This is a genomic window from Burkholderia sp. BCC0044, from assembly GCF_902832955.1.
GTDB lineage: Bacteria > Pseudomonadota > Gammaproteobacteria > Burkholderiales > Burkholderiaceae > Burkholderia.
On sequence record NZ_CADFDO010000002.1, the window covers coordinates 1,592,768 to 1,609,500 of the forward strand.

General features: G+C 60.0%; 15 protein-coding genes. 6 read left to right on the forward strand and 9 right to left on the reverse strand.

Annotated elements, in window-relative coordinates; genetic code table 11:
- Positions 1 to 41 precede the first annotated feature (41 nt).
- The 4 genes from dnaG to HWX14_RS15575 all read right to left on the reverse strand — a co-directional run bounded on the left by dnaG (position 42) and on the right by HWX14_RS15575 (position 4,169).
- A complete protein-coding gene (dnaG, locus tag HWX14_RS15560; RefSeq protein WP_175883510.1) occupies positions 42 to 1,919 on the reverse strand; it encodes a DNA primase in 1,878 nt (625 codons plus the stop codon).
- A gap of 70 nt (positions 1,920 to 1,989) precedes the next feature.
- The gene (locus HWX14_RS15565; RefSeq protein ID WP_175883511.1) at positions 1,990 to 2,436 is read right to left on the reverse strand and encodes a GatB/YqeY domain-containing protein; all 447 of its coding nucleotides are present in this window, start codon (positions 2,434 to 2,436) and stop codon (positions 1,990 to 1,992) included.
- A 194-nt stretch (positions 2,437 to 2,630) separates the two neighbouring features.
- Complete coding sequence (rpsU, locus tag HWX14_RS15570) at positions 2,631 to 2,843, reverse strand: 30S ribosomal protein S21 (RefSeq protein ID WP_006479415.1); 213 nt, start codon at positions 2,841 to 2,843, stop codon at positions 2,631 to 2,633.
- A gap of 105 nt (positions 2,844 to 2,948) precedes the next feature.
- A complete protein-coding gene (locus HWX14_RS15575; RefSeq protein ID WP_175883512.1) occupies positions 2,949 to 4,169 on the reverse strand; it encodes an NAD(P)/FAD-dependent oxidoreductase in 1,221 nt (406 codons plus the stop codon).
- 207 nt (positions 4,170 to 4,376) lie between these two features.
- Between HWX14_RS15575 and HWX14_RS15580 the strand changes: the two genes are divergently transcribed.
- The 5 genes from HWX14_RS15580 (at position 4,377) to HWX14_RS15600 (ending at position 10,135) form a co-directional block, all read left to right on the forward strand.
- On the forward strand, positions 4,377 to 5,528 hold the full coding sequence (locus HWX14_RS15580) for a site-specific integrase (protein WP_175883513.1): 1,152 nt from the start codon (positions 4,377 to 4,379) through the stop codon (positions 5,526 to 5,528).
- Positions 5,528 to 7,207: a hypothetical protein gene (locus HWX14_RS15585; protein WP_175883514.1), complete on the forward strand. Its 1,680-nt coding sequence runs from the start codon at positions 5,528 to 5,530 to the stop codon at positions 7,205 to 7,207. The genes HWX14_RS15580 and HWX14_RS15585 overlap by 1 nt, the downstream gene beginning before the upstream one ends.
- The gene (locus HWX14_RS15590) at positions 7,204 to 9,099 is read left to right on the forward strand and encodes an integrase (RefSeq protein WP_175883515.1); all 1,896 of its coding nucleotides are present in this window, start codon (positions 7,204 to 7,206) and stop codon (positions 9,097 to 9,099) included. Before HWX14_RS15585 ends, HWX14_RS15590 begins: the two co-directional genes overlap by 4 nt.
- On the forward strand, positions 9,099 to 9,527 hold the full coding sequence (locus HWX14_RS15595) for a TetR family transcriptional regulator (RefSeq protein ID WP_175883516.1): 429 nt from the start codon (positions 9,099 to 9,101) through the stop codon (positions 9,525 to 9,527). The genes HWX14_RS15590 and HWX14_RS15595 overlap by 1 nt, the downstream gene beginning before the upstream one ends.
- A gap of 179 nt (positions 9,528 to 9,706) precedes the next feature.
- Positions 9,707 to 10,135 (forward strand): antitoxin Xre/MbcA/ParS toxin-binding domain-containing protein, encoded by a 429-nt coding sequence (locus HWX14_RS15600; protein ID WP_175883517.1) that lies wholly within the window; start codon positions 9,707 to 9,709, stop codon positions 10,133 to 10,135.
- A 487-nt stretch (positions 10,136 to 10,622) separates the two neighbouring features.
- On the opposite strand, the gene HWX14_RS15605 is transcribed toward HWX14_RS15600, so the two are convergent.
- The 5 genes from HWX14_RS15605 to fliE all read right to left on the reverse strand — a co-directional run bounded on the left by HWX14_RS15605 (position 10,623) and on the right by fliE (position 15,454).
- Positions 10,623 to 11,405, reverse strand: a complete 783-nt coding sequence (locus tag HWX14_RS15605) for a YkgJ family cysteine cluster protein (protein ID WP_244130233.1) — start codon at positions 11,403 to 11,405, stop codon at positions 10,623 to 10,625.
- 133 nt (positions 11,406 to 11,538) lie between these two features.
- Positions 11,539 to 12,387: an SDR family NAD(P)-dependent oxidoreductase gene (locus tag HWX14_RS15610; RefSeq protein WP_175883518.1), complete on the reverse strand. Its 849-nt coding sequence runs from the start codon at positions 12,385 to 12,387 to the stop codon at positions 11,539 to 11,541.
- Between the two features lie 356 nt (positions 12,388 to 12,743).
- Complete coding sequence (locus tag HWX14_RS15615) at positions 12,744 to 13,772, reverse strand: AraC family transcriptional regulator (protein WP_175883519.1); 1,029 nt, start codon at positions 13,770 to 13,772, stop codon at positions 12,744 to 12,746.
- Between the two features lie 44 nt (positions 13,773 to 13,816).
- Positions 13,817 to 14,647, reverse strand: coding sequence for an oxidoreductase (locus tag HWX14_RS15620; RefSeq protein WP_175883520.1), 831 nt, complete (start codon positions 14,645 to 14,647; stop codon positions 13,817 to 13,819).
- A 471-nt stretch (positions 14,648 to 15,118) separates the two neighbouring features.
- Positions 15,119 to 15,454, reverse strand: coding sequence for a flagellar hook-basal body complex protein FliE (gene fliE / locus HWX14_RS15625; protein ID WP_175883521.1), 336 nt, complete (start codon positions 15,452 to 15,454; stop codon positions 15,119 to 15,121).
- Between the two features lie 765 nt (positions 15,455 to 16,219).
- On the opposite strand from fliE, the gene HWX14_RS15630 reads away from it, so the two are divergent.
- Positions 16,220 to 16,690 (forward strand): DUF2147 domain-containing protein, encoded by a 471-nt coding sequence (locus tag HWX14_RS15630; RefSeq protein ID WP_175883522.1) that lies wholly within the window; start codon positions 16,220 to 16,222, stop codon positions 16,688 to 16,690.
- The last annotated feature ends 43 nt before the right edge of the window (positions 16,691 to 16,733 follow it).

Consider the following 16,733-nt stretch of genomic DNA (forward strand, 5'->3'; position numbering starts at 1 on the left):
TTATAGCACGCTGGGGAGCCCTCTCTAAGCGCCCCGGCCGCCTACAGCCCGAGCCGACGCTTCATGTCGGTTCGCTGCTGGTTCAATTCCGTTAATTCAGCCAGTTCCTCGGGAGTGAAGGTGGATTGCCGCGCCAGCCTGTCCAGCCGGTCGCAGCAGGCGTCATAGCGCATCTTGAGCACCGCTGCCTGCAGCTCCTCCCCCGCAATCCGTTCCTGCTCACGCTGCCGCTCGGGCACCGTCTCGTCGTCCGGATTCTGTAACAGCAAATCGCGGACGTTTTCATCATAGTCCAGAATTTCGCGGAAGATTTCCTCGTAAGTCGCCCCGTTCGAGGACGTCCTCAGGACATCCGACAGCAGCCGGAACTCCGCGCCTTCGCCCAGCGCACGCGCATGATCGACGACCTCCGCGAACAATTCGCCGATGCGCGGCAGCGCGCGCAGGGTCGCAATCTGTTCGTCGTCGAGCTGCGACGCGATGCGCGGATGCATCACCAGCGTGCGCAACGCGCGCTTTTCGCTGTCCGTCACGCGGCGCCGCTCGCTGCGCGCGGGCGCCTGCCGCGGCGGCGTCGCGATGCGCGTATCGACGTCCGACAGCGCCGCGACCTCTTCGAACGGGATATCGAGGCGGTCGGCGAACATGTGCATGATCTGCGCGCGCAACGCGTTCGCGGGCAGCGCCTGCAACAGCGGCTTCGCGTCGAACAGCGCCTTCGCGCGGCCTTCCGGCTGATCGAGCGCCTTGCCGGCAATTGCTTCGTTCAACAGAAATTGCGACAGCGGCATCGCACGTTCGACCTGCTCGGAGAACGCGTCCGCGCCGAATTCGCGCACGTAGCTGTCCGGATCGTGCTCGGTCGGCAGAAAAAGGAACCGGATCGTCCGGTTGTCGCCCGCATGCGGCAGGCACGCCTCGAGCGCGCGTCGAGCCGCGCGCCGCCCGGCCGAATCGCCGTCGAAACTGAAAATGACCGTGTCGGTCTGGCGCAGCAGCTTCTGCACGTGAATCGGCGTGCACGCGGTGCCGAGCGTCGCGACCGCGTTCGGAAACCCGAGCTGCGCGAGCGCGACGACGTCCATGTAGCCTTCGACGACCAGCACGTACTTGCGCTCGCGAATCGCGAGACGCGCCTCGAACAGCCCGTACAGCTCGCTGCCCTTGTTGAACAGCGGCGTTTCCGGCGAATTCAGGTACTTCGGCTCGCCGCTGCCGAGCACGCGCCCGCCAAACCCGATCACCTGCCCCTTCACGTTGCGGATCGGGAACATGATCCGCTCGCGGAACCGGTCGTAGCGGCGCGCGACGCCCTGCGCGTCGGTTTTCTCGCTGACGATCACGAGCCCCGCCTCGACGAGCGACTCGTCGCGATAGTCGGGGAACGCGGCCTCGAGGTTCTGCCAGCCGTCCGGCGCATAGCCGAGACCGAAGCGCGCGGCGATCTCGCCGGTCAGGCCCCGGTTCTTCAGGTACTGGATCGCGACGGTCGCGCCGCGCAACTGCTTGCGGTAGTAGTCGCACGCGGCCGTCATCGCGTCGGACAGCGCGGTCGCCACCGATTTCGACACGGGCGCCGGATAGTCGCCGCCGCCCCCGCCGCCCCCGCCACCGCCGCGCATCGACGGCTCGTGCGGCACGGTCAGCCCGACGGATTGCGCGAGCTCCTGCACCGCTTCCGGGAACGTGAGCCCCGCGTGTTCCATCAGGAAGCCGATCGCCGTGCCGTGCGCGCCGCAACCGAAGCAGTGGTAGAACTGCTTGGTCGGGCTGACGGTAAACGACGGGCTCTTTTCGTTATGGAACGGGCACAGCCCCATGAAGTTGGCGCCGCCCTTCTTGAGCTGCACGTACCGACCCACCACGTCGACGATATCGACGCGGTTCAGCAAATCCTGCAGGAACGAATGCGGAATCACCGTGGGATCGAGCGAAAAAAGACAATACGACGCCCGGCGCACGCATCGCTGGGCGCGCCGGGAACGGGTTTTACTTCGTGAGCGCGGCCTTGACCTGCGCGGATACGGCCGTCATGTCGGCACGGCCGGCGAGCTTGCCCTTCAGCACGCCCATCACCTTGCCCATGTCCTGCGGGCCGGCTGCGCCGGTTTGCGCGACCGCCGCCTGGACCTCGGCCGCCACTTCGGCGTCCGACAGTTGCGCGGGCATGTAGCCGCCCAGCACGTCCAGCTCGGCCTGCTCCTTCGCGACCAGATCGTCGCGGCCGGCCGCCTGGAACTGGCTGATCGAATCCTTGCGCTGCTTGATCATCTTGTCGATCACGGCCGTGATGCCCGCGTCGTCCAGCGTGACCCGATCATCGACTTCGCGCTGCTTGATCGCGGCCATCAGCAGGCGAATCGTTGCCAGGCGCTCGCTTTCCTTCGCGCGCATCGCGGCCTTCATGTCTTCGCTGATCTGCTCTTTCAAACTCATCTTTCACCCGGGATGGAAACGTGAATCCGACGCCCGCGAACAGGCGTCAACACAAAAACCCGCTTGGGACAGTGTCTCAAGCGGGTTGCTCGAATCCGGCATCGGCGACTCGCCGCCTGATCGGCTGCGCGATCGCCCCGAATCGCGCGGAGTCGCCGGTGCGCCGCTCAGCGAACCGCGCGGCGCCCAATCGTTCAGTACAGCTTCTTCGGCAGCGTCTGGCTGCGAATACGCTTGTAATGACGCTTCACCGCAGCGGCCTTCTTGCGCTTGCGTTCTGCGGTCGGCTTCTCGTAAAACTCGCGCGCACGAAGTTCGGTCAGCAGACCGTTCTTCTCGATCGTGCGCTTGAAGCGACGCATTGCAACTTCGAACGGCTCGTTCTCTTTAACGCGAATGATCGTCATGATCCGACACGAATAAAGGTTTGCAGGGAAAGACTACCGAGTATAGCAGAGCGATTGCTCAAAGGCACGGACCCCAACCCCGCCGGAACGGCGCCGGCCGGCGCGTCAGGCGCCTCGCGCGTACTCGGCCGCGGCCTGCCCGGCCGCCGTGCCGGACGCCCACGCCCACTGGAAGTTGTAGCCGCCGAGCCAGCCCGTCACGTCCACCGCCTCGCCGATGAAGAACAGCCCCGGCACCCGTGCGCTCATCATCGTCGCCGACGACAGCTCGCGCGTATCGACCCCGCCCTTCGTCACTTCGGCCTTCTTGTAGCCTTCGGTGCCGTTCGGCGTCAGCGTCCAGCCGGACAGCGCGTCGCCGATCTGGCGCAGCGTCTTGTCGGGCAGATCGGCGAGCCGCGCGTCTGCCGCGATGCGATGCGTGTCGAGCCATGCATGCGCGAGGCGCGACGGCACCCAGTCGGCGAGGAGTGAGCCGATCTGGCGCTTCGACGTGCGTTTCGCGTCGAGCAGGTCGGCCACCGTGTCGCGCTGCGGCAGCAGGTCGACGCGGATCGGGTCGCCGGGCTGCCAGTAGCTCGAGATCTGCAGGATGCCGGGCCCGGACAGCCCGCGATGGGTCAGCAGCAGGTCCTCGACGAATTCGCCGCCGCGTTTTTTGTCGCCGGTCGATACGCGCACTTCGAGCGATACGCCGGACAGCGGCGCGAACGGCGCCCAGTCCTGCGGCGCGAACGTCAGCGGCACGAGCGCGGGCCGCGTATCGACGAGCTTGTGGCCGAACTGCTTCGCGAGCCGATAGCCGAAGTCGGTCGCGCCGATCTTCGGGATCGACAGGCCGCCGGTCGCGACGATCAGTGCGCGCGCACCGATCGGGCCGGCCTGCTGCGTGTCGAGCGTGAAACCGTCGGCCGGCGCGTGGCGCACCGCTTCGACGACCACCGGCCGGCGCCAGGCGACGCCGCCCGCGTCGCACTCGTGCTTCAGCACGTCGATGATCGCGTCGCTGCCGTGGTCGCAAAAGAGCTGGCCCTTGTGCTTTTCGTGCCAGGTCACGTGATGGCGCTTGAGCAGCCCGAGGAAGTCGCGCGGCGTATAGCGCGCAAGCGCCGAGCGCGCGAAATGCGGATTCGACGACAGGTAGTTGTCGGGGCCCGCATGGAGGTTCGTGAAGTTGCAGCGGCCGCCGCCCGAAATGCGGATTTTCTCGGCGAGCCGCGGCGCATGGTCGATCAGCACCACGCGGCGGCCGAGTTGCCCGGCGACCGCGGCACTCATCATCCCGGCGGCGCCCGCGCCGATCACGGCGATGTCGTAAGTTTCCATGGCGCGGATTGTTCAGGAACCTTGCAAGGGTTAGGAAAATTATCTAGATTTATCAGACACTTACAAGTAAGTGGCGGATGGATATCTTGAGGAAGGGCGAATGATACATGCGGCGGCGGCGAACGCAACGTTTGGATGTTGGCGCAGCCTCGATTCGCAGGTGGGGCCCGACAGGCTTCATCCTTGTTCATCAGCAGGAGAACCTGAATGCGGTTGATCTCCGCCACCAGCGACTTCCTCATCAGTGGCCGGCCCTATCCCGGTTTCCCGATCCTGCTTTGGGACAACATGGAGGGTTGCTGTCCGGTCAATGAGTTTTTCCGGTTTTATCTCTTGCGCGGCGCCATCGGCTCAAAAAAGTCGTGGGGCAACACTGCACGAGCACTCTACGACTATTTCAGCTTTCTCCAAGCACATGACCTCAGTTGGGACGATGTCAGCCGTGGAGAGCAAAAGACACTCGTTGCTGCTTATCGTGACTATTGCCTCGAGGAGTATGACCTAGCCCGCGCCACGGTGCGCAATCGCCTGGTCTACATCTGCAAGTTCTATGAGTTTGCGATGCACCAGCAATGGATTCCGGCACTGCCGTTCTCGTACGACATTCGTCGAATGAGCGTCGATGGTCGATTTCTTGCACATGTGAATGCCTCTGGCGGCATTGTGGCCATACCCAATGTGATGCCGCGAGCCCACAAGGGGCTGCCGAAATTTCTTTCGCCGGCGCAGGTAAAACAACTACTGCAATCGGCTAAGAATCCACATCACCACATGATCATTCGCCTGGCGTTGGGAACCGGTCTTCGCAAAGAGGAGCTCGCAACGTTCCCACTGGCATATGTCTTCGATCCAGATCACCCCTACCGTCATGAGCGCAACGTCCGAGTGAGTCTTGATCCGCGCGATGGTCGCGGCATGAGGACCAAAGGTAGCAAGGCCCGTGACATATACGTCAGCCGGCGACTGATGAAAGACCTCCATCACTATGCAGTCCATCAACGAGGTCTTCGTTCCGCACTGAGCTCGCATGAACGCTTGCCGCTTTTCCTGAATCAGTCTGGCGAGCCGTACAACTCTGACGGCAAAAGTCTCGACCGGATCGTACGTCTGATCGGACAGAAAACCGGACTCCACGTGTGGACCCATATGCTGCGACACACGTACGCTACTCACACCCTTGTAGCGCTTCAACGTGAACGCGACCGAAACCGAATCGAACCTGTGGCATTCCTTCAGCGCCAACTCGGACATGCATCGATTCAAACAACGATGGTGTATCTGCATCTGATCAACGAACTGGCCGATGACGCTGTACTGGCTTACGACGACGAACTGAATAGCTTCGCTGCGGAGGACTGATGGGCAGGCGCAAAGCATTTGTGAAGGCTGATCTGACCACGATTGAGATCGAGCATACGGCTAGAGATGGTAGAAGCATTTCCATCCCAGCCGACGTGATACCTCCTGCCAGCACCGTGATCCACTTCGACAGAAGTGCATCAAAGTGTCGTCGGTTTGATTTTGGTCCGTGGTACACCGTTGGCATTGATCAGATCACTTACGCCTGCCAGCGACAAATCGAACGCTTTCTCGACAAGCAGGACCTCGACGTCGAGGTCTCAACCATCGCGGGCTACTGCACCAACGGAGTGAGACACCTCCTCAACTACCTGGTCATTCATGCCGCAGCAATAGGTCGCGCTCTCGAACTGCGTGATATCGGGCGCGACATGGTCGACGGCTACCTCGTCTTCCTGCGTGACAGAGGGGTTTCGACACTAACCCAGAGGGTTTGCTACGCATACACGAAATCAGTCCTAGTTGCGCTTGGACGACGCGGCCTATTCAAGCTCGTGACGAGCGGTGACAACGCTACGTTTCCCAACAACCCGTTTCCTGGAAGCCATCAGCAGGACAGAGGCGAAAGCCCCCTCACGCGAGCCGAACGCAAGGCGTTTACCGCGGCTGTGAAAACGGCCGTACTACCCATTCTGACAAACGACACAGCGCCGACGAGCACATTGCTCGCATATGCGCTTCTCGTCGTCGCGCTTCACACCGGCAGAAATACCACGTCGCTGATGGAAATGCCCATCGACTGCTTGAAGCCTCACCCGAAAGATAACCTCGAGTTCCTGATGCTATACAAGCGGCGCGGACATACAACAACAAAGATCGTCGTCCGCTCTGAGACGACAGCAGAGCGAACTGTCGAATCGACTCCCACACTGCGACCGACCGTCAGTCGACTGATTCGGAGAGTCATCGAACTCACCACTCAAATTCGGACGGACGCACCACCAGACATTCGCAATCGAGTCTGGTTGTACTCTACCCGACAGATCGACGGGCAGCGCCGAATTGTAGATTTGAAGATTGGAATGTTGGACGGCGCGATCAAGAAGCTCGTGCACGACTACGATCTCGTGGACAACGACGGTAAGCCGATGCGCATCAACATCAGCCGCCTCCGGAAAACGTTCACAAACCGTGTCAACGAAATCCTGGAAGGCGACCTTGTCACCACATCAGTCGCGGCAGGAAATACACCATCCGTGACATCGCGTCACTATCTACGCCCCGGAGAAGACGCGAAGCAGGACTGGCAGTTCATGGGAATATGCCTTGTCGAAGAACTGCTGTCGGGAACGCTTGGCGCAACCGAACGCACGCCACTTGGCAGGTGTTCTGACATCAGAATGGGCGAATACGCACCCAAACGCGAAGGTGCACCCTGCGAGCGCTTTCTGAACTGCCTGCGCTGCCGAAACTATGTTGTGACCGGTGATGATCTCTGGAGACTCTACTCCTTCTATTGGCGCGTGCTCAGAGAACGGTCACGCATGGACCGACAGCGCTGGAATCAGCAGTTCAGACACATACCTCGCCTAATCGAGCGCGACGTCATCGCAATCGGCATTGCCCGGAAGGTATTCAGGGAAGTCGACGTAGCGGCAGCCCGAGAGCGAGCTCGACATGACCCGCATCCATTCTGGGCAAGTCAGACAATCTTCGATGATCTGGAGTCACTGCAATGAACCATTCTCCAGCGGTCACCTCTATGGAGCATATCCATCAGCATCAGCCGCTGACAGTTCAAGGCGTGCCCGAGCAAGAGCGCGATGCGCTGATCATTTCAACACAAAAGGTTTCTGGTTACTGGATTGTGCTCTCCCACTATCGCGACGATCGGTGGCAAGTCGCTGGTCAACCAACGAACACAATACCATCCGTTCAGGGGATCGATTTCGGGAAAATACCCGAGATTTATCGGGCAACGATGAAGGCCATTCTCTACCGCTATATTTGCCGAGGTCGCTCTGGACAGAAACGCCCGTCCGCTCGCAGCATAGTGAAATTGGCCGGTGACGCAATCCCTTTCCTACGGCATCTTGAACGCCTCGGTATTGCAAGACTGGCAGACGTTACGCCGGTAGTATGCTCAGTCTACGTCGACGCATGCAAAAAGCGCCGAACAGGCCGACTTGGTCAACCTCTAAAAGCTTCGTCGTTGGGGCACTGCTTCAGCGTAGTCGAGGCCATATACGAACTCAGTCAATATACTGACGACCGAATGCGCAGCCATCCTTGGCCAGGCACTTCGGCCACACACCTCGCGGGACTTACCGGCGTGGGGACCGGCCGACGCGGAGGTACGACGCCACTAATCCCAGACGACGTATTCACCGTGCTCTTTCAGAAAGCCTGGTCGATAGTCGAGAAAGGTAATGCACTGCTCGATCTCCGCGACAAAATGGGTTCCGCTGGAGCACTGAGAGCTGATGACGGAACTCCGTCGGATTTCGTCATTGAAAATCTTCTTAAACGCAACGGCTGGTCAACTGGCGTAGGCAGTTTCAGAAAATCTCTTCGCGAACTTCGCACTGCTGCCTATATCGTGATCGCCGCGGTTTCAGGCTGCCGCAATCACGAACTCGCTTTCATCCAGTCAGGAGCCTGCTATAGCACGCAAGAATCGCCAAAGAGTGCGGACGACGAGGATAGGGCGACTACTTACTGGTGGATGCGCTCACGGTCAACAAAAACAGACGCGGGTCGTACCGAATGGATGGTCCCTGAGGCTGCTGTTATTGCTCTTCGAATCATGGAGCGCTGGGCCCAGCCATATCAGAACATGATCAAAGCAGAAATCTCAGAGCGCCGTGAAATCAATCCTTTCGATCCCGAGATTATCGAGGCCAAGCGACACGCACACGCAGTTTTCTTAGCCATCGCGCCGCGCAAGCAGAATCAGGTTCGCACGATGTCATCAGGGGCGTGGGGGCTCGCACTCAAGGCCTTCGCTCGCGAGTGCGGTCTGACCTGGGATCTGGCAACTCATCAATTTCGACGTAAGTTCGCGAACTACGCGGCTCGCAGTCAGTTCGGCGATCTGCGCTACCTGCGCGAGCACTTCAAGCACTGGTCGCTGGACATGACGCTTGGATATGCGCTCAACCAGTCGCAAGAGCTAGCACTTTACATCGAGATTCAAGATGAGCTTGACGATATAAAGGCACATGTAGTTGATACATGGTTACAACCCGGGGAACCTCTTGCTGGTGGCTATGGAAAAAGTCTCGTAGCGTGGCGAGGAAGTGAAGCTGTGGTCATCTTCAAGAATCACAAACAGATGGTTCGATCGCTCGCGAGCAGCACACCTATTCGCAGTAACGGTCACGCATGGTGCACTGCCGATGACGATCGCTGCGTCGGAAACGACATGGAGCGTACTCGTTGCAGCAACTGCGATCATTCGGTGATCGGCCGCCGGCACGCAAAGCTCTACCAAGGTCTCCATGAGCATCTCGCAGAAGTCCTACGCTGCAACGATATCGGCGAAGCGGGTTTGAACATAGTACGCCGGGATATGGAGCGCTGCCGTAACGTATTGGCAGCGCTTGGTCACGACATTCAAGAGGTGCAGTAATGGCCGAAGCCCGCAAGAACGGCGAGACGCGCGAAAAGGAACTTCGTCTCGCAATTCATCGTATCCGGAGAGGACGCGCACATACGAAAGCGACAAAGCTGAGTATCGCGTCTGTTGCCCGAGAAGCTGGTGTAAGCCCGGCTCTCATCCATAACCATTACCCAGGCGTCGCAGATCTCATCCGGAGCGCTCAAGGGCGTGACAATCGCGTTCAGCGCGACCAAAAGCATCGGGAACTTATGGACGAGCGGGCCAAGCGCGCTATCCTCCACGAAGAGATCACCGCTCTTCGTGCCGATATTGCTCGCCTGGCGTCTATCAATGAAGTGCTGACGTTCGAAAATGCGATACTGAAAGCAAAATTGAGCGCCCCCAAAGTCATCGAACTTCGGCGCACTGGTTCCGATGGGAAACGCAGCGACGCGTGAGTACCATCGCTGTCGTGCTCGGGTGTAAGCCCCCCCGATCGGATGGCCACCACCATATGGTTCGAAGTGTCGTCAGCGTGCAGCTAGAATGCAGTCATCGAGATCGACGTCCCATTGGCACAGAGGACGTTTACGTACGCCCCTTCAGCAAACTATCGCCCCGAACTGGAGAGGCGGCTATGCAACTAGTATCCCCCGAATCCATCGCAGCGGTGATGGCGTTGCATCCGGTTCCGCACACATTGGCCGAGCTTGAAGCAAGGGTCCGCGAAGGTCTCCCAAAATCGACGCTACGTACTAGCGTCGAGTCTGCGGCCAGCAGCCTTGACGCGCAACGCGCGTTACTCGCACAGATCATTTCCGAAGCGACCTACAAGCGACGTCGAACTCGACTCACCCGCGACGAGTCCGAGAAAACTGAACGGCTCGCCCGGGTTGTTGCAACCGCCTTTCACGTGTGGGGAAACCCAGAGGATGCACGTCAGTTTCTCGCAACGCCCCATCCGCTACTCGAAGGACGTGCACCTCTCAATGTTGGGCTAACAGAATTGGGCGCACGCCGGGTCGAGGAATTGCTCTGGAAGCTCTTCTACGGATTACCTATGTAACAAGGGTTCATATGACCTGAGACAGATCGTGTAGCCAAACGACAAGTGAGTTCTCTTATCCTAGAGGCAAGGAGAACTCGATGAAGAAGCGACACACCGACGAACAGCATCCGCATTCTGCGGGAAGCCGAGAGCCGTGAACGGGGCAAAGGTGCTTTCTTGGCCGGCCACGGTCCAGGTATCAAACAGCCGCGCACGTCGTGCACAGAGCCTGCTAGGTCGCTTGCAATTGTGCAAGTCTAGACCTGATCAACCAGACAGCGTCAGATCGGGTCTGAGATTGCTTGGACGTCACCTCATCAAAGGCCGTGATCGACCCGAAGCTGCCCTTCGAGTTAGTGGGACTTCAATCACGGCTTCGAGGCTGTATCGGACATCCGTCTTCGCGCAAACTGCTGTCCCACTATCTCCACCACGAAGATTTTGTCTGAACGTGCTGTCCGTCATCTTGCTCGCCCGGGCGATGATTCAGCAGCCAACAAGCAGGTCAATCCTCGCCTGACATATGAAACCCGAGATACTCATGCCGGTCGGGCAACGCTTCTGGTGCCGCCGCATGAGCATCAACCAAGGCGAGCGCCTCACGTGACCTGCAGCGATTCGAGATTAAGGTCCATGATTCTATCGAGGCCTTGCTCTCGATGGCATCGGCCTTTTCGATTGCGGTCGTGATCGCCCGAATCATCGCTTCCGGCTCCGCTGACACGACCACAAAACCCTCGTTGGTCAGAGCAGCCGAGCAAATGCCAAGCACGGCACACAGCATCCGTTTCGCGCCGACGTCGCTGATGTCTGTATCGCGGAAAGCCTCGATGCTTGCCACCAGCGATGGCTCCACGTACCGTCCCGACACTTCCAGCAGGGGATGGCGATCGGCCCAGGCATCGGGTGGACATGCCTTGCCGGAAGGGCGAAGTTCGATGAATGGGTTGATCTCGGCGGGATAGATGCGGCATACGTGCGGCCGCCGATCGTAAATGCCACACGCCAGGTCGGGTTGCAGATGGGGGCAAGGTCCGTCGAATGCGGCCGCGACCGTCACGGTAATGCGTAAAGGTAGTGTGCCACTCACCGCCGCGAAGGAGCGGCGGAACTTGTACGTGGCAGCCAGATCGTCCGCCGGCGGCTCGATCAACCACGGTATAGCTTCGCAGAGCAGCTGCACCTCGCCGCCATCGCGAAGCCAGTCGACAGCTTCGGAAAGCCGAAGAGGTACGCGAAGGTCCCGGCAGCAGCGACCGCACATCGTGCATGAAAAGTGGAGCGGCATCGGCTTTTCGGTCAATGAATTTCAGGAAATGTGACGGTTGATCGACCGCGGGATTCCGCGGCATCGGTTGCAATCCGGAACCGCAGCTTCAGGCCTGCTGACCGGCACGGTCGATCTGTCGATCAACTGTTGGTCACTGCAAGATGTCGTGCCGCCTGGAATCGCCTTGCGCCGCGTTCGAGACCGGCTCCCACTGCTGCCAGGTGGCAAGGCGCTCAGCATACGCCTGACGCGCAACGGGCAATCCTTCAGTGCCGAGAAAGAGTCGCAATGGCGGATTGGCTGCATCGACGACTTGAAGGACCGCCTGTGCGGTGGACTGCGGGTCACCGAAATCGACCTGGCCCCCAGCGGCAAAGAGCGATGCCCTAAGCGCCGCGTATGCGTCGATGCCTGCTGCAAGCTTTAGCGATGCCTGGCTCGAGAAAGCGGTCGCGTATGGGCCGGGTTCTAGCAGCGTGACCTTGATCCCGAATTCCTTGACCTCTTTCGCGAGACTCTCATGCATTGCCTCGAACGCCCATTTCGAGGCGTGATAAAAGCCGACGATCGGTCCCGCCACGATGCCGGCCACGCTGGATACGCCGATGATGTGACCGTGGCCCTGCTGGCGCAAGAACGGCAGCGCGGCGCGTATCACACGCCAGGTGCCGAAGAAATTCGTTTCGAACTCGGCGCGAACCTCTTCCTCATTGGCTTCCTCGATCGCGCCAACGAGCGCATAGCCTGCATTATTCAGGACGACATCGAGTCTGCCGAAGTGCGCATGAGCCTGAGCGACGACGTGAGCTGCCTGAGCGGGATCGGTGACATCGAACGCGAGCGGGAGCACGGATTCGCCATAGCGCTCCACCAGTTCATTAAGGCCGCCCGGCTGTCGCGCCGTTGCGGCGACCCTGTCGCCCCGCGCGAGCGCGGCCTCTGCCCAGATGCGACCGAAGCCACGTGATGCGCCGGTGATGAACCACACTTTATCTGCCATGGAATGCCTCTCAAAATGGATAAGGGATGCAGGGAGATTTTTACCCCCTTGCCTTGTCGTGAGCATTGGCAAAGGCCGCCAGGCTTGTCGCGTCCGGCGCCAATGGCAAATTGAATTAGCGCTGCAATTCGGTTGCCACTTGAGGAGAGGGATGGCGGCAGACCATGAAATCGACCGCAGGCAAAGTCCTTGCTGTTTGTTGCGACGACGTGGACTAGATCCAAATCTGGCGACGAGTCCGCCGCGGTTCACAGCGCGCAATGGGACGGCTTCGACCATCGACCTCTGCGTCGCAGGTACCGATCCGAACGTTCAGTGGAGCTCGAGAAAATCAAGTGTATTGATCCGTGTACGCGTCAGACCGGTTCGGCAGCAAAACCGCGCGAGTTAAGTTCGCGCCACCTGTTTGGGGTGACGCCTTCCCAGTCCCGAAATGCGCGATAGAACGAGCTCGTGTCCTGATAGCCGAGCAGGCAGGCCACCTCGTCAATGCTGGTGGTAGGGTCCGAGAGTAGCCGCCGCCAGAGTTCCTGCCGCGCCTGGGCAAGCAGGTCCCGAAACGTAGCGCCTTCATCGGTGATCCGACGCTGCAAGGTGCGCTCGCTCATTCCGAGATCGTGCGCCACGCCTGACAGTTCGGGGCGTCCACTCGCGAGGCATCGCTTGAGCACGACCTTTACTTGCTCCCGAATCGAGCTGCGGTCCTCGATCTCCCCCAGTGCGGCGGTAAGCGCGGGGGTAAGCATGTCCAGCAGTTCGGGGTTGTGGCCGGGAAATGGTCGATCCAGATCGGCCGGCTTCAGCACAAGCGCATTGCGCGATGCGCCGTAGCGGATCGGGCAACCAAAATACTCGCGATAAACGTCGTGTTTCGGCCCAGTCCGAACGAACTCCACGCGGCGTGGCGTCAGGTGTTGCCCCGTACCGCGCCGACCGAGTTCGAGCAGTGTTGCGAACGCGACGTCAGTCGCGATGACGGGTTCGCGTTCGGTCGCGTAGAGCCATTCCGAGGTGAGCGTGAATTCAGCGCCCGCCTCGGCGATGTGCAACTGTTCCGGGGTGCAGAGCCGCTTGAAACGGGCGATCCGTTCCAGACCATCGCGATAGTCCCGGGCATGGAAGGCGGCAAGGATGGCAGGTGGATGGGTCGAGGTATCGCTTTGCGTCACGAGCCTGATACCGAACCCGGGCTCCTGTGCAAGCAGTTCGACCGCTTTCCAGAGCGCAAAGTAATGCTCTGTGCTCACGAGCGCCTGCGGATTGAGGTGCAGCGTGGCCGGAAGCCGGGCCTGCCGCAGCACTGCGGACGGCGGCACGCCGGCATGCGCAATCGTGCGCCAGAACGCCGACGGTACCTTGCATTTGTCTGCCATGACTGCGCCCATCGCTGCTCCTGCGTCAATTAACCCTTGCTGCCTGCGCGCCCATCCTAGCGCATCTGGCTCATGATCACGCGGTCGAACATGCGGTCGCCAAACCAGGCGCGGATCAGGATCATCGGCTTCGCGTACTTGCCGGCGACGTATCGTGTGCGCGGCTTTCTTGCGCGAACGGCCTGCGACACCACGTTGGCGATGACGCCCGGGTCCGTGCCTTGTCCGTTACCGTAGGCTTGCTGCGTGGATTTTGCGACGGCCTGAGTCTGCTTCGCGTACGCACCACTGCCCGAGCGCGCCAGCAGTCCGCGCGAAACCACGTCGCCAAATCCGGTCTCGATCAGGCCGGGCTCCACAATCACGACGCGGATGCCGAATGGTGCCAGTTCGAGCCGCAGGCAGTCCGACCATCCTTCGAGGGCATGCTTCGTCGCGTGATACCACGCGCCGAGCAGCGTATAGATCTTGCCGCCCATCGACGTGATGTTGACGATCGTGCCGCCTCCCTTCTCGCGCATGGCAGGCAGGAGCAACTGCGTGAGGCGGGCCGTGCCGAACACGTTGACCTCGAACTGGTATCGCGCCTCCTCGATGCCGATGTCCTCCACCGGACCGTACAGCCCGAACCCGGCGTTGTTGACGAGCACGTCTACTCCCCCGGTTTCCTTGAGAATCCTCTCGACGGCCGACACGATCTCTGCTTCGCGGGACAGATCCATGCGCAGCGGCCTTGCGCCGAGGCGCTCAAGATCGATCATCCTGTCCACTTGCCTTGCAGCCACGTAGACCTGAAAGCCATCGCGGATCAGTTGGCGTGCGATTTCCTTGCCCATGCCTGAGGAGGCGCCCGTCACGAGGGCCGTCTTCTTGCTTCTATCAAACATCGTGGTCTCTCAGCGAGTTCTGACAGGAACCAAAGATACTCGCCACATGCCGCCAGCACACTAACGGACGGCGCCACACTAATTGCAATTTGCGCCACGGTTGGTGGTGTCCTTGGCGATGGGGCTAGGTGGTCGACCTCGAAGTGAGCGACGATAGTGGCCGCACAGGAGCTCTAACGGTATCGATCGGTATGGCGGCGCAGAACGCCCAGCATGGCTGCAGTATGCGAGAGCACCAGCGTCTCGTGAGAAAACGTCGAGACCACGGACAACGCAATGTTCTGTGCCATGCAAAACGGCCTCAATCATGTGGACGTATTCGGTCAGAGGGCCGACTGACCCTTTCCAGCAAGATCTTGCCCGTGCGGCCGCGTGTTGCGGCCGGCGGGTTTTATCGCCGCCAGTGACCGGTACTCCTGACCTTGCTCCCGGGCCGCGCGGACTGCCCGTCCACGGGGGAGTGGAGACTCCCTAGACAGAAATCTGCATGATGGAGCCCAAGCCGGACACCAGCTTGTTGCGCACTTGCAACCCCAACTGAAGATCGACGTTCGCCTTTTGCTGGTCCACCATGACATCGCTCAACGAGACGTTTGATGCTCCGAGCTCGAAGGATCGCCCTTCGCCAATTGCCTTTTGCTGGCTGTTGCTGATCCTGTCGATCGATGCCTTGAGGGCCGACGCGAAGCTGGAAGTACCAGCCTCGCCGGGGTTGTTCACTGCCGGGTCACTGCCGCCGGCAGCCTCAGCCGTCATCGTCTGGATCTGCTGCAGTGCGGACGAAATCGGGTTTACCGGAAAAATCATGTTGCCTCCGCAAAAAAAAGGACCGTGAGACGCCGAACCGATCGGCAAACCAGCCACCGCAAACAATCTGCCGTCTTCGGGGTGGCATCTTTGATGTGCGTCGCATGCGAACGCAAGATTCCAGACAGTGATACGGGCCTGTCGCAACTGCAGGCGCATACCGATAGCGCGGGAACAGCGCCATCATTGAAGCCCATCCGCCGCGAATTCATGTCGGGCACATTTCGCAGTTGCTATTGCCTTGTGCGTTCGTGCACTTCGATGCTAACTGGTCAACCGCGGCGCAATGGAAGCCTTTTGCGTCAGCTTGCTTGCGGAAAGCGCCATTTCTGCGGCCGCTGTCGAGTGGCAGCTTTGGCGACAGGCGCACCTGGGTCCAGTGCCGGACCGGATAGGCAACTGAAGCGCCGTTACGGCAACAGCTCCTGGCGTATCGATTTCGCCCGATGACATCGAGAAGCCCCCTACGCCTCGGTTCAACGTGTCGTTGAAGTGCTGCTGTTTTGAGACCTTCGGAAGAAGGAAAGCGGATGCCGCTCCGCCAAAAAAGGATGGCGCCACTTGCAACTGGTACGGCGTCATTGGCCAATGCGCGATCCAGTCTCCATCCTTACGATGCAGTCGTCCCTTGCAATCGTGATCACGCCTCGTGTGTGAGTCCGGTGCTGTCGAACTTGGTGTGCCAGCTGCTGCAAAATGCGCGTGCCAGTTGGATGCCCGTATCAAGGTTGCACGTCGAAAACCCTCTAAGCAAGGATCACTGTCATGAACTCAAGCCTGGTCTTACGTCAGTCGGCCGTCTCCATGATGCTCTTCATCATGAGCCTGTTCTTCGCGGTAACGGCACATGCGCAGCAGGCCCCCGCCGACGAGATCGTTGGAATATGGGAGGCCGATGATGGCAGCGTGAAGCTCGACATGTACAAGGCGGCTTCCGGATTTGAGGCGCACCTGCTGTACGGAAATCAGGTGGTGGAATCTGACAACGTCACATTCAAGCTCGACGCCCTGAACCCCAACCCTGCGCTGCGTTCCCGCTCGCTGAAAAACATTGTGTTTCTGTCTGGCCTTCGCTGGGAGAACGGCGAATGGGCAGGAGGTTCTCTCTACGACGGATCCTCCGGCCGCACGTATACCTGCAAGGCGACCATCAAGGACGGAAAAATGTATCTGCGCGGCTACATCGGCATATCGGCCTTGGGGCAAACCAGGGTGTTCCATCGTGTCAACGGATAACGAGACTCAGCAAGCCTTTGCTGCAACCAATATCGCGTCAATA